The sequence below is a fragment of the Mycobacterium sp. 1482292.6 genome, from assembly GCF_001672995.1.
Taxonomy (GTDB): Bacteria; Actinomycetota; Actinomycetes; order Mycobacteriales; family Mycobacteriaceae; genus Mycobacterium; species Mycobacterium europaeum_A.
Genome location: NZ_LZKV01000081.1, coordinates 1 through 13122 on the forward strand (window position 1 = coordinate 1; position 13122 = coordinate 13122).

Here is a 13122-nt window from a genome sequence, read left to right on the forward strand (position 1 = left end):
AGGCGCGCGACCTGAGCAGTAGCGACCGCACCAACCGGGCACCGCTCGATCCGAGACTGTGGCGGGCCTCGGCGGCGTTGCGCCGTTACCTGGTGGCCGTGGTGGGCTGCGGTGTGCTGATCTCCGGCTGCGCGATCGGCTCGGCGATCGTGCTGGCGGGCATCGTCGCGCGCGTCGTCGGCGACACCTCCGCCCGGAGCCTGCATGGGTGGCTCGGCCCGCTGTCAATCCTGTTGGCGCTGTGGATGATCCGTGCGGTGACGCACTGGCTGCAGGCCCGCCTGGGGCAACGCGGAGCCAGCGCTGTCATCGCCGACCTGTCCGGTCAGGTGCTCACCGCAGTCACCGACCGGCAACCCCGTGACCTCGCGGCGCAACGCGACGCCGCCGCCGTCGTGGTCACCCGCGGCCTCGACGGTCTGCGCCCCTACTTCACCGGTTACCTGCCGACATTGCTGCTCGCCGCCATCCTGACCCCCGCCACGGTGGCCGTGATCGCGGCCTACGACCTGAAATCGGCGGCCGTCGTGGCGATCACGCTGCCCCTGATACCGATCTTCATGGTGCTGATCGGGCTGGCAACCGCCGACCGGTCCGCGGCCGCGCTGACCGCGATGACCACGCTGCAGGCCCGGTTGCTGGATCTGATCGCCGGCATCCCGACCCTGCGGGCGCTGGGCCGCAGCTCGGGCCCGGAACACCGGATCGCCGAACTGGCCGCCGCGCACCGCCGCTCGGCCATGGCCACCTTGCGGATCGCATTCCTGTCGGCCCTGGTGCTCGAGCTGCTGGCCACGCTTGGGGTGGCGTTGATCGCGGTCGGGATCGGCCTACGTCTGGTGTTCGGCGAGATGACCCTGACCACCGGCCTGACGGTGCTGTTGCTGGCGCCCGACGTGTACTGGCCGTTGCGCCGCGTCGGCGTGGAATTCCATGCCGCACAAGACGGCACGGCCGCCGCCGGTGCGGCGTTCGACCTCATCGGCGGCCCGACGTCGGCGCCGGCCCGGACCCGGACGGTCGCTGCGCGCGGCGCGCGGATTCGCCTCGAACATCTGAGCGTGGACGGCCGCGACGGCCGGGCGCCGCGCGACCTGAACGCGGTCATCGAGCCCGGCTCGGTGACGGTGCTCACCGGGCGTAACGGCGCCGGCAAGAGCACCGCGCTGCAGGCGATCGCCGGCATCGGCGTGCCCTCGTCGGGCCGGGTCATCGTGGACGGCGTCGACGTCGCCGACCTGGAGCCGGCCGGCTGGTGGGCACAACTGTCCTGGCTGCCGCAACGCCCGGTGCTGGTCCCGGGCACCGTCGACGACAACCTGGCGCTGCTCGGACGACTCGACGACGTCGAAAAGGCCTGCGCCGATTCCGGATTCGACGCCGTGCTCGCCGAGCTGCCCGATGGGGGCAGCACCGTGCTCGGACGCGGCGGTGTCGGGTTGTCGCTGGGGCAACGCCAGCGGCTGGGCCTGGCCCGAGCGCTCGGCTCGACGGCCGCCGTGCTGTTGCTCGACGAGCCGACCGCACACCTGGACGCACCCACCGAGCAACGCGTCTTGCGAGCCATCGCCGAACGGGCGCGGGCCGGTGCGACCGTGATCGTCGTCGGCCACCGCGCGCCGGTGCTGGCCATCGGTGACCGGATCGTCGAGGTGGTCGCCGAGCGGGGGCTGCGTCATGCCCCGGTGTGATCCGCTGGTGCACGCTGTGACACTGCTGCGCCCCCGGTGGCCCCGCGTCCTGGCGGCCATCGCGCTCGGGGTGCTCTCGCTGGGCAGCGCGCTGGCCCTGGCCGGTGTCTCGGCGTGGCTGATCACCCGCGCCTGGCAGATGCCGCCCGTGCTGGACCTGTCGGTCGCGGCGGTCGCGGTCCGCATGTTCGCGATCTCCCGGGGCGTGCTGCACTACTGCGAACGATTGGCCACCCACGACACGGCTCTGCGCGCGGCCGGCGCCGCGCGGGTACAGATCTACCGGCGGCTGGCGCGCGGGCCCGCGGCGGCCGCCGTCCGGCTGCACAGCGGTGAACTGGTGGCCCGGGTCGGGACCGACGTCGACGAACTGGCCAACGTCCTGGTGCGCGCCCTGGTGCCGATCGGCGTCGCGGCAGTGCTGGCCCTGGCGGCGACGGCGGTCGTTGCCGCCATTTCGCCCGCGGCGGCCGTCGTGCTGGCCGTCTGCCTGCTGATCGCCGGGTTCGTCGCTCCCCGCCTCGCGGGTCGGGCCGCCGCGACCCAGGAAGACGTTGCGCGCCAGCATCATTCCGACCGCGACACGTCGGCGATGCTGGCCCTCGAGCATGCCCCGGAGCTCCGGGTCGCCGGCCTGCTTCCCGGGGTCATCGCCGAATCGCAACGCCGGCAACGCGCGTGGAGCGATGCCCTGGACGCCGCCGCCAAACCCGCCGCCATCGCCGAGGCGATGCCCACCGCGGCGATCGGGGCCAGCGTGCTGGGCGCGGTGGTGTGCGGGATCGGGTTGGCGCACGCGGTCGCGCCGACCACCCTGGCGGTGTTGATGCTGCTGCCGCTATCGGCCTTCGAGGCGATGACGCCGTTGCCGGCCGCCGCGATCCAGTTGACGCGGTCCCGGATCGCCGCGCGCCGCCTGCTCGATCTGACTCCGTCGGGGCCCGAAAACCCCACGGGGAGCGCACCCACACCGGTCGGCGCCGGACGGCTGACGGCCGACGTGCGTTCCGGCCACGACGGCGCGGCGCGGTCCACCCGGGCAGCGATCGACCTGCCGCCGGGTGCGAGGCTGGCTGTCACCGGCGCCAGCGGTTCCGGGAAGACGACCCTGCTGATGACCCTGGCCGGTTTGTTGCCGCCGCTGGACGGGCGGGTCACGCTGGACGGCATCGCCCTGACCGAATTCGATGAGGTCGACTTGCGCAGCGCCGTCGGGTTTTTCGCCGAGGACGCGCACATCTTCGCCACCACCGTCCGCGACAACCTGTTGGTCGTGCGCGGGGACTGCCCCGACGACGAACTGACGGCAGCACTGGACGTCGTGGGCCTCGGCCCCTGGCTCGCCGCCCTGCCCGATGGCCTGTCCACGGTGCTCACCGGCGGCGCGCAGGCCCTTTCGGCCGGCCAGCGCAGGAGGCTGTTGCTGGCCCGCGCGGTGATCTCCCACGCGCGGATCGTGCTGCTCGACGAGCCGACCGAACACCTCGACGTCACCGACGCCGAACGGATACTGCGCGACCTGTTGGCCCCCGATTCGCGGCTGATGTCGCCGCGGCGGACGGTGGTGGTGGCGACGCACCACCTGCCCGAGGACATTGATTGCCCCGAACTACCCGTCGTTCAGCAGGCGCCGCAAGACGTCGTCGAGTGTCTCCGCGTTGACGCTCGGGTCGCGCAACCTGGGCGGGCAGCGTCCCCACAAGACCAGCGGTAACTCGTGCGGCGCGAGTTCTATCACAATGCCGGCCTCGGCCGGCGTTGCCGACACTCCGTTTCCCGGTACCACAACGACGTCGGGCCGATGGCCGTTTCGTAGCGTCACCGGCCGGGTTATCGCGCCGGCTTCGCGCCAGCGACAAGCTTCCACCAGGGCCGGCAGCGCGTTGAATGCCGCGAGCGCGTGGGTGATCATGGCCGGATCCGAGAGCAGTCGGACGCTGAGGTCGTCGTCGCCCACGAGATCCCACCGGTGCAGCACCGCTTCGCTATGGCTGTGCATCTCTAACCGCTGTGCGGTCATCTCCCAGCCCGTGTACATGATGGTGTCCCCCGCGTCGAGGGCGGCGACCGCCGACTCGAAACGAGCGGCGTGTTCCACCAATTGTTTTCGCAGAACAGGGTCGGGCAACGCCCGAAACGGCGGCTCGCGCACCTCCCACGAGCGCGTCGCCCTTGTCGGTCGGCCCGCCAGATATTCTTCGATGAGGTCGGCACGTTCCGCCGCAGCGGCGGTGACATGGGCGGTGAGTTCGTGGGCGCTCCAGCCGGAGCACCAGGTCGGCGCAGATGCCTGCAATCCAGACAGGCTAGAGATGAACGCGCGCATGGCTTCATCGCGAAGATTCACGCTGTCTGTCATGGTGTCGACAAACTCCCGGACGAATTCGCAGCTGACTTCTTGTGCGGTCCCCACCCAACCGTCCGGGACGACGCAGCGCTAGCCGTTTTCCGACATCACAGTTGTGGCGCCGCACTCAGAGGTGTCGCCGGCGCGGCATGAACTCCAGCGACAGCAGCACGAACAACAACGGGACGATCTGCGTCACGGAGATCACCGCATACCGCCGGGCGTCGAGGGCATGCCACTTACGCACGTACCGGTACAGCGACTCGAGGGCGATCAGCGGGTCGAGCACGTGGGTCAACCGGTAGAGCAGGCCCTGGGTCCAGCCCCGGTTCGTGGCGTCGAAAATCTCCGGGAAGGCCGCGAAGGCGAGCGAGACCCGCTGTGCCCCAGCCTCTTTGCCGGCCATGATCATGTCGACGCTGAGCCGCTCATCGAGCCCGTTCGGAGCGCCGCGCCGGCGCCATGGCACGTCGAGGGTGATGTCGCTGCCGCCTCCGGCGGTGGCGTACCGGTGGAACGCCTGCACCTTGCCCGTCTTGTCCCTGGCGATGATCAGACGGATGCCGGGGAACCGGCCTTCGAGCACGCCGTCGAGGTTCATGTGGAATCCGCGATCGGCGTGGGCGCCCTTGGACGACTCCCGCACCACCTCGGTCAGCTCGGCCAGCAGCTCCTCATCGAGTTCCTGCTCGGACACGATTTCGGTTGTGACGCCGCAGTTGTGGGTGCGCTGCACCGCCTGACGCAGGTTGCGGAACTTGCGGCCCACCATGTCGAAGCCGGCCACGTCGACGACCACATCGCGCCCAATCGGGATGGGCCGCAACGTTTGTCCCAGCACCGCCGAATCGCTCCACAGGCCGAGCCGCCGCTCGCTGCAGCCCACCACGGCGATGCGCCAACCGTGGGCGTGGCAGAAAGCGGCGAAATCGGCCACCAGTTCACCGAAGTGCGCCTCGTCACCGATCGGGTCACCGCCGACCACGGCGATCCCCAGCCGCGTCCGGTAGGCCAGCGCCGCGGTCCCGTCGGCGGTGAAGTGGTAGCTCTTGCCGGTCTGCATGGTGAACGGCGCCAACGCATCGCCGGCGGTCGCGTCGATCAACTTCCACAACCGCGGCAGGTCACCCGGCCGCGGATGGGAGGTCGTCGGCCACATCAACACCATGCCCGAGCTGGCGATCACCACGTCGCCGAGCAGATCGAAGGACAACACATGCAAACCCAGTCCCGCCAGCACGAAGAAGGCCGCGGCGGCCGCGTGCATCGTGGTCACAGGCCGGCCCAAAAAGATGCCGCGGGCCATCCAGGCCACCGCCACCAGCACCGTCAACGACCACGCCAACCGGTCGGTGTACTGCCAACTGGGTTGGCTGTGGTGGCGGGCGAGGATCTCGATGAGCCAGCACGCCGCGCCGAACAGCGCCAGGGCGCCGAGCAAGCGGGCCGCGAGTGAATCGACCGAAACGACAACGCGTTCGCGCGCGCGGGGCCTCGCTACCGTGACGCCCACCACCGGCCCGTTCACACCCACCTCCCGATGCGCTGACAACAGCTGGGCGGCTTGGTTGCCGCCTCTGCACCGAATACCCGGCTACGTTAAAGCTACGCCGCATCACGGCCATTACAAGGCGGAATTAGCGCGGAGATTTCGCGGCTATCGGGTCACGTTTTAACGACGGGACGAAGGGAAGTATTTCAGCACGCCTTCTTGCACCACCGTGGCCAGCGGCAGGCCGGACCGGTCGAAGAAGTGCCCGGTGCCCAGCCCGCGCGAATCGGCCGCGACCGGTGACGATGTGGAGTACAACACCCAGTCGTTGAAGTCGACCTGCCGATGAAACCAAATGGAATGATTGGCCGACGCGGCGAATATGCGGTCGAATCCCCAGGAAAGACCGTGCGTGGTGATAACCGAGTCCAAAACGGTGGTGTCCGACGAATACACCATTGTTGCCGTGTGCAATACGGGGTCGTCGGGAATCTCTCCCAACGCCTTCACCCAGACCCGATTGTGCGGCAGCCGCTCGCCCTTCGTGCGCATCACCCAGGCGGGGTCGTTGGTGTACCGCCATTCGATGGGCTGCAGGGCGTTGACGAAGTGCGGAACAGTCTCCTCGTAACCGCGCAACAGTTCGCCGATGGTGGGCTGCGTGTGCGGTTCGGCCACCTCCGGCGGCTCGACGCCGTGTTCGAGGCCGCGGCCCCCGGCCATGTAGGAGATCAGCGCCGAGCTCAACAGCGTGCCGTCCTGCACCGCATCGACGCGCCGGTTGGCGAAGCGGCGCTCGTCGCGCAGCCTGGTCACGCGGAATTCGATGTCCTTGGCGGTGTCGCCCCCGTTGATGAAGTGCACCGACAGCGCGCTCGGCGGCAGGTCGTCACGAACCAGGCTGCGGCTGCTCGCGACGAACGACTGCGACATGAGCTGACCACCGAATGTTCGCATGGGGTTCTTGCTCGGATGCGAGCCGATGAACAGGTCGTCCTCGACGCGCTCGAGGTCGAGTGTCGCCAGCAGTTCGGTGAAGTCCGAATGGGTCGGTACTGCGGCTTGTTCCGCCGCGTACGGCTCCTGGGGCTCACAGCCGGCCGGCACACGCTCTCCTCGCGCTAGACGTCGTCCTCTCCGATCCGGTGCACATGGATGAGGTTGGTTGACCCTACTGTGCCAGGTGGCGCACCGGCGACGATGACCACCAGGTCGCCACGCTTGTAGCGACCTAGTTCCAGCAGCGACTTGTCGACCTGGCGGATCATGCCGTCGGTCGAGGTCATCATCGGGACGATAAACGTCTCGGTGCCCCAGGTCATGGCGAGTTGGCTGCGCACCTCGGGCCACGCGGTGAAGGCCAGCAGCGGCAGCGGGGTGTGCAGGCGCGCGAGGCGCTTGACCGTGTCGCCGGACTGCGTGAACGCGACGAGCGCCTTGGCGTCCAGCCGCTCGCCGATGTCGCGGGCCGCATACGAGATCACCCCGCGTTTGGTGCGGGGCACGTGCGTCAACGGCGGGGCGGCCGTCGAATTGTCCTCGACGGCGCAGATGATGCGCGCCATGGTCCGCACGGCCGCCATCGGGTACTTGCCCACCGAGGTTTCCCCGGACAGCATCACCGCGTCGGCGCCGTCGAGGACGGCGTTGGCGACGTCGGAGGCCTCGGCGCGAGTGGGCCGTGAGCTCTCGATCATCGAATCCAGCATCTGGGTCGCGACGATGACGGGTTTCGCGTTCTCCCGGGCCATCTGGATAGCCCGCTTCTGCACCAGCGGAACCTCTTCCAGGGGCAGCTCGACACCGAGGTCGCCGCGGGCCACCATGATGGCGTCGAACGCCAGCACGATGGCTTCCAGGTTGTCGACGGCCTCCGGCTTCTCCAGCTTCGCGATCACCGGCACCCGCCGGCCCACCCGGTCCATCACCTCGTGCACCAACTCGACGTCGGATGGCGAACGCACGAAGGAGAGCGCGACCAGGTCGACGCCGAGTTCCAACGCGAAGGTGAGGTCCTCGATGTCCTTCTCCGACAAGGCCGGTGCGGACACGTTCATGCCGGGTAGCGAAATGCCCTTATTGTTGCTGACCGGCCCGCCCTCGACGACGGTGCAGATGACGTCGTCGCCCTCGATGCCTTCGATCACCAGGCCGACCTTGCCGTCGTCGACCAGAATCCGGTCGCCGACGGCGGCGTCGGTGGCCAGCTTCTTGTAGGTGGTCGACACCCGGTCGTGGTCGCCCTCGCAGTCCGCCACGGTGATCCGGACGGTTTCGCCGTCGGCCCAGTAGGTGGGACCGGTGGCGAAACGCCCCAACCGGATCTTGGGGCCCTGCAAGTCGGCGAGTACGCCGACGGCGCGGCCGGTGGCGTCGGAAGCCGAACGGACGCGCTCGTAAGCGGCCTTGTGATCCGAGTAGTCGCCGTGGCTGAAGTTCAGCCGGGCAACGTCCATTCCGGCTTCAACCAGGGCCTGGATCGACTCATCCGAATTGGTCGCAGGGCCAAGGGTGCAGACGATCTTTCCGCGTCTACTCACGCCGACCCAGCATAGTCGTGTGCAACCCCCACGGCCCGCAGATGGCCGACGCCGGGCAGTGTGCTCTTACCCACCAAGAACGGTGGGAAACAGCGGGAAGGCGGGCAGGTTACGCAGCGCCGTCCACGCGATCGTCGCGGCCACGACCGTCAGCAACGCCGCGCGCGACGGCAAAGACCTGCCGCGGGCGCGGCGGACCAGCGCCCACACCGCCAGCAGCGGGATTCCTACCAGCAGGAAGACGTTGTCGTGGACGGCGGCCAGCAGGTCACCGTGCAATAGGTCATACGTCATCCGCAGCCCACCGCAAAACGGGCAGTTCCAGCCGGTGAGCATCCTGAACGGGCACGGCGGGTAGATCGAACTGGGACTGTGGGGGTCGGCCAGGGCGACATAGGTGAGCGCGCCGCCCAGCGCCAGGCCGGTTCCGGCCGAGATGGCGAGGCGATGACGCCCCATCCCATCCGGATGGGAGTGTCCCGGGGCGTGCGCGGGCGAGTGGGGTTGGGTCATCGAGCAGCTGACCCTGCGGTGGTCACGCTTTTCAGGATGCCAGATCCGGTGCGCCCGGGCCGATGAAATGGGGCGGCACTCGGCGGTCAGCGGCCCAGGCGGTTGCGCAGTCGCGAGCCCCAGCGCCGGCGCGTTTCCGGTTTAGCCGGGGCCGTTTCGGTGGCGGGTTCGGGCTGTGGCTTCTCGGCTTCCGGTTCTTCGGATTCCGGTTCTTCGGCTTCCGGCTCTTCGGATTCCGGCTCTTCGGCCTCGGCCTCTTCAGCTTCGGGCTCTTCGTCTTTCGCTTCGGGTTCCTCGGCTTCGAGCTCTTCCGGTTCCTCGTCGTCGGCCTCGAGCTCCGCTGCCTCGAGCTCGGCCACGTCGGCTTCCTCCGCACCGGAATCCGCGGCCACGGTCTCGGTCGCGGCCTCGTCCGCCGCCGCCTCAACCTCTGGTTCCTCGGATTCCTCCTCGGGCTCGGGCTCTTCGGCCTCGACCTCGGCGGGTTGCTGCTCGGTGACGGCCTCCGCTGAGTCCGCCACCGGTTCTTCGACTTCCGGCTCGGCGGCGGGGATCTCGTCGGAGTCCGCCGCCTCTTCGCGGCCTGCCGGCGCATCGGCCGCGGCAACGGCGCCGGCACCGGCGGCAGCCGTCGTCGCCGCCACCGTCGCGGGCTCGGCGTCCAACTCGGCCTGCGCCTCTTCCTCCTCGAGGTATTCGTTGCCGCGCAGGCTCTCGGGATCTTCGCGCCCCTTGGGCGCCGCCATCAGATACACCACGGCACCGATGAACACGAAAGTCGATGTGAACGAGTTGATCCGGATGCCCGCGATGTGGGTGGCGGTGTCGTCGCGCAGCAGCTCGACGCAGAACCGCCCGACGCAATAGCCCGCCACATACAGCGCGAACAACCGGCCGTGGCCCAGCGTGAAGCGCCGGTCGGCATAGATCAGGACCACGAAAATGAGCAGGTTCCAGAGTAGTTCGTAGAGGAACGTCGGCTGCACCACGAAAGCGATCTGGCCCGTCGAGATGCCGTCCAGCGAATGCGGGTCGATGTACCCGGTGGGGTCGCGGCGGTAGAACACCTCCAGACCCCAGGGCAGCGTCGTTTCGCGGCCGTAGAGCTCCTGGTTGAAGTAATTACCGAGCCGGCCGATCGCCTGCGCCAGAATGATTCCCGGAGCCAGCGCGTCGGCGAAGGCCGGAAGCGGAATCCCGCGCCGGCGGCAGCCGATCCAGGCGCCGACGCCGCCCAGCGCCACCGCGCCCCAGATGCCCAGGCCGCCGTCCCAGATCCGCACGGCCGCCCCGAGTCCCGCGCCGCCGGGGCCCCAATAGGTTCGCCAGTCGGTGGCCAGGTGGTAGAGCCGACCACCGATCAAGCCGAACGGCACCGTCCACAGCGCGATGTCGTAGATCACGCCGCGCTCGCCACCGCGCGCCTCCCAGCGCCGATCACCGATCAGTAGCGCCGCCACGATGCCGGCGATGATGAACAGCGCGTAGGCCCGGATGGGCAACGGCCCCAGGTGCCAGACACCCTGCGGCGGGCTCGGGAAGTAGGCCAGCAGCTTTGTCACGAGGCGGACGCCCCCCGACGGACACCGGCCGCGAGTTCCTCAGTCAGCGTGCGCAATGCAGTCAATCCCCCGTCCCCCAACGCCGTCACCAGCGCCGACCCCACGATGACACCGTCGGCGTAGCTGCCGATCTGGGCGGCTTGCTCTCCCGACCGGACCCCCAGGCCGACACCGACGGGTATGTCCGATATCTCTTTGACCCTGCCCACCAACTCGGGGGCGGCGTTGGACACGACGTCACGCGCCCCCGTCACGCCCATCGTCGAAGCGGCATAGACGAATCCGCGCGACGCCTCGACCGTCATCGCCAACCGCTGCGGCGTCGAGGACGGCGCCACCAGGAAGATCCGGTCCAGGCCGTGCCCCTCGGATGCCGCCAGCCACTGCGCGGCTTCGTCGGGGATGAGATCGGGGGTGATCAGGCCGTACCCTCCGGCCGCTGCCAGATCCCGGGCGAACGCGTCAACGCCGTAGCGCAACACGGGGTTCCAGTAGGTCATCACCACCGCATGCCCACCGGCGGCGCTGATCGCCTCGACCGCGGCAAGGGTGTCGCGCACGCGCACGCCGGCGTGCAGCGCGGCCTCCGTCGCCTTCGCGATGGTGGGGCCGTCCATGCCGGGATCGGAATAGGGCACCCCGACTTCGATGATGTCGCAACCCGATTCGACCAGTGCGGTCATTGCGTTCACGGACGTCGGCACGTCGGGATAACCGGTGGGCAGATAACCGATCAGCGCCGCCCGATTGTCGTTGCGGCAGCCGTCGAAGATCGACTGAAGTCTGCTCGCTTCGCTCTGCTTGACGATCATCGATCGCTGGACCCCAACAGCCCGAACCACTTCGCGGCCGTCTCGACGTCCTTGTCACCGCGCCCGGACAGGTTCACCACGATGATCGCCCCCTGCCCCAATTCGGGTCCCAATTTCAGCGCGCCGGCGACGGCGTGCGCCGATTCGATCGCCGGGATGATCCCTTCCGTGCGGCACAGCACGCGGAACGCATCCATCGCCTCCGAGTCGGTGATCGGACGGTACTCGGCGCGCCCGATCTCGCGCAGGTACGCGTGTTCGGGACCCACACCCGGATAATCGAGACCCGCTGAGATGGAATGGGATTCGATGGTCTGCCCGTCGGAGTCCTGCAGCAGATACGAGAACGACCCCTGAAACGCGCCGGGCGAGCCGCCGCTGAAGGTCGCGGCGTGCCTTCCGGTTTCGACACCGTCGCCGGCCGCCTCGAAACCGACCAGCCGCACGCCCGGATCGTCGATGAAAGGGTGGAAGATGCCGATGGCGTTGGATCCACCGCCGATACAGGCCACCACGGCGTCGGGCAAGCGTCCGGCCTGGGCCTGGATCTGGGCGCGCGCCTCGAGGCCGATGATCCGCTGAAAGTCGCGCACCATGGCGGGGAAGGGATGCGGGCCGGCCGCGGTGCCGAAGCAGTAGAAGGTGTTGTCGGCATTGGTAACCCAATCCCGAAACGCCTCATTGATGGCGTCCTTGAGCGTTTTCGAGCCGCTGGCGACCGCGACGACCGTCGCTCCCAGCAAGCGCATCCGTGCGACGTTGAGCGCCTGGCGCTCGGTGTCCACCGCACCCATGTAGATCACGCATTCCAGGCCCAGCAAGGCACACGCGGTGGCGGTGGCGACGCCGTGCTGCCCGGCCCCGGTCTCGGCGATCACCCGCTTCTTGCCCATGCGCTGCGCCAGCAACGCCTGACCGAGCACGTTGTTGATCTTGTGAGAACCGGTGTGGTTCAGGTCTTCTCGCTTGAGGAAGATCCGTGCGCCGGCCTGTTCGGACAGCCGCGGCGCCTCGTACAGCGGTGAGGGCCGGCCGGCGTAATGCGCCTGCAGGTAATCGAGCGTGTCCAGGAAATCCTGGTTGACCCGTTCCTTCTCGTAGGCGGCGGTGACCTCTTCGATCACGGCCATCAACGCCTCGGCGACATAGCGGCCGCCGTAGACGCCGAAATGGCCACCCGCATCCGGTTCGTGGCGGGTGGGTTCGGCGATGGCTGCGCTCGGATGCGGAAGGTCCGGGCGGGACAGGTCCACCATCACCAATGCTCTACGCGGGGATGGCTCATGGCGTTCAACGTATCAGCGCAGGGGCTCTTCAGTGACGAAGCGACTAGCGAGCCGGTTTCGGACAGGACGGATGGGTGCCCGCGGTGACCAGGTCGGCAACCGCGGCGCGCGGGTCACCGCTTTTGACCAGACCTTCGCCGACCAACACGGCGTCGGCACCCGCACCCGCATACGCCAGCAGGTCTGCGGTACCGCGCACACCGGATTCGGCAATCCTGATCACGTTGCTGGGCAGCCCGGGTGCGATGCGCGCGAAGCAATCCCGGTCCACCTCCAGCGTCGCCAGGTCGCGGGCGTTGACGCCGATTACCTTGGCGCCGGCCTTGAGCGCCCGGTCGGCTTCTTCTTCGGTGTGCACCTCGACGAGCGCCGTCATGCCCAGCGATTCGGTGCGATCCAGCATCGACACCAGCGCCGACTGCTCCAGCGCGGCGACGATGAGCAGCAGCATGTCGGCGCCGTGCGCACGCGCTTCGTGAATCTGATAGGGCTGCACGACAAAGTCTTTGCGCAGAATCGGGATCGAGACCGCCGCGCGCACCGCGTCGAGGTCGTCGAGCGAGCCGTGAAAACGTCGCTCCTCGGTCAAGACGCTGATGATGCGGGCGCCACCGTCTTCGTAGGCGCGGGCCAGCTTGGCCGGATCGGCAATGGTCGCCAGGGAGCCCGCCGACGGGCTGGCGCGCTTGACTTCGGCGATGACGCCGATTCCCGGCTCGCGCAGGGCGGCCATCACATCGCGTGGCGGCGGCGCGGCCGCCGCGGCGGCTTTGATCTCGGACAGGCTGATGAGCGCTTCCCGCGCGGCAACGTCGGCCCGGACTCCCTCGAGGATGGAGTCAAGCACGGTTGCCGGACTCATGCCTGTCGTTTCCCTTC

11 protein-coding genes are annotated in these 13122 nt (G+C 68.8%); 2 read left to right on the forward strand and 9 right to left on the reverse strand.

Annotated elements, in window-relative coordinates; all coding sequences use genetic code 11:
* Positions 1–101: 101 nt before the first annotated feature.
* Together cydD and cydC are read left to right on the forward strand one after the other, a co-directional pair.
* Positions 102–1691 carry a thiol reductant ABC exporter subunit CydD gene (gene cydD / locus A5624_RS07670; protein ID WP_232002220.1) on the forward strand — a complete coding sequence of 530 codons (1590 nt, stop codon included), beginning with the start codon at positions 102–104 and terminating at the stop codon, positions 1689–1691.
* Positions 1678–3405, forward strand: coding sequence for a thiol reductant ABC exporter subunit CydC (gene cydC / locus A5624_RS07675; RefSeq protein WP_066864055.1), 1728 nt, complete (start codon positions 1678–1680; stop codon positions 3403–3405). The genes cydD and cydC overlap by 14 nt, the downstream gene beginning before the upstream one ends.
* Here the strand turns inward: cydC and A5624_RS27290 are convergent.
* The 9 genes from A5624_RS27290 to trpC form a co-directional block, all read right to left on the reverse strand.
* Positions 3301–4017 carry a maleylpyruvate isomerase N-terminal domain-containing protein gene (locus A5624_RS27290; protein WP_197518932.1) on the reverse strand — a complete coding sequence of 239 codons (717 nt, stop codon included), beginning with the start codon at positions 4015–4017 and terminating at the stop codon, positions 3301–3303. The two genes, cydC and A5624_RS27290, sit on opposite strands and share 105 nt — an antisense overlap.
* A gap of 148 nt (positions 4018–4165) precedes the next feature.
* Positions 4166–5566, reverse strand: coding sequence for a bifunctional lysylphosphatidylglycerol flippase/synthetase MprF (locus A5624_RS07680; RefSeq protein ID WP_066864058.1), 1401 nt, complete (start codon positions 5564–5566; stop codon positions 4166–4168).
* A 144-nt stretch (positions 5567–5710) separates the two neighbouring features.
* Positions 5711–6559, reverse strand: coding sequence for an acyl-CoA thioesterase II (locus A5624_RS07685; protein ID WP_156748920.1), 849 nt, complete (start codon positions 6557–6559; stop codon positions 5711–5713).
* A 92-nt stretch (positions 6560–6651) separates the two neighbouring features.
* Positions 6652–8070 (reverse strand): pyruvate kinase, encoded by a 1419-nt coding sequence (gene pyk, locus A5624_RS07690; protein ID WP_066864067.1) that lies wholly within the window; start codon positions 8068–8070, stop codon positions 6652–6654.
* A 66-nt stretch (positions 8071–8136) separates the two neighbouring features.
* Positions 8137–8529 (reverse strand): DUF2752 domain-containing protein, encoded by a 393-nt coding sequence (locus A5624_RS07695; RefSeq protein ID WP_232002221.1) that lies wholly within the window; start codon positions 8527–8529, stop codon positions 8137–8139.
* A 140-nt stretch (positions 8530–8669) separates the two neighbouring features.
* Positions 8670–10145, reverse strand: a complete 1476-nt coding sequence (locus A5624_RS07700) for a prolipoprotein diacylglyceryl transferase (protein WP_066864073.1) — start codon at positions 10143–10145, stop codon at positions 8670–8672.
* On the reverse strand, positions 10142–10957 hold the full coding sequence (gene trpA, locus A5624_RS07705; protein WP_066864076.1) for a tryptophan synthase subunit alpha: 816 nt from the start codon (positions 10955–10957) through the stop codon (positions 10142–10144). The genes A5624_RS07700 and trpA overlap by 4 nt, the downstream gene beginning before the upstream one ends.
* On the reverse strand, positions 10954–12216 hold the full coding sequence (trpB, locus tag A5624_RS07710) for a tryptophan synthase subunit beta (protein WP_197499380.1): 1263 nt from the start codon (positions 12214–12216) through the stop codon (positions 10954–10956). Before trpB ends, trpA begins: the two co-directional genes overlap by 4 nt.
* 70 nt (positions 12217–12286) lie before the next feature.
* Positions 12287–13105, reverse strand: a complete 819-nt coding sequence (gene trpC / locus A5624_RS07715) for an indole-3-glycerol phosphate synthase TrpC (RefSeq protein WP_066864082.1) — start codon at positions 13103–13105, stop codon at positions 12287–12289.
* Positions 13106–13122: the final 17 nt, after the last annotated feature.

Excerpts from the sequence above, each read along its gene's own strand:
- cydC (WP_066864055.1), top strand. The coding sequence starts at position 1,678 with ATGCCCCGGTGTGATCCGCTGGTGCACGCTGTGACACTGCTGCGCCCC.
- A5624_RS27290 (WP_197518932.1), bottom strand. The coding sequence starts at position 4,017 with ATGCGCGCGTTCATCTCTAGCCTGTCTGGATTGCAGGCATCTGCGCCG.
- A5624_RS07695 (WP_232002221.1), bottom strand. The coding sequence starts at position 8,529 with ATGGGGCGTCATCGCCTCGCCATCTCGGCCGGAACCGGCCTGGCGCTG.
- trpA (WP_066864076.1), bottom strand. The coding sequence starts at position 10,957 with ATGATCGTCAAGCAGAGCGAAGCGAGCAGACTTCAGTCGATCTTCGAC.
- trpC (WP_066864082.1), bottom strand. The coding sequence starts at position 13,105 with ATGAGTCCGGCAACCGTGCTTGACTCCATCCTCGAGGGAGTCCGGGCC.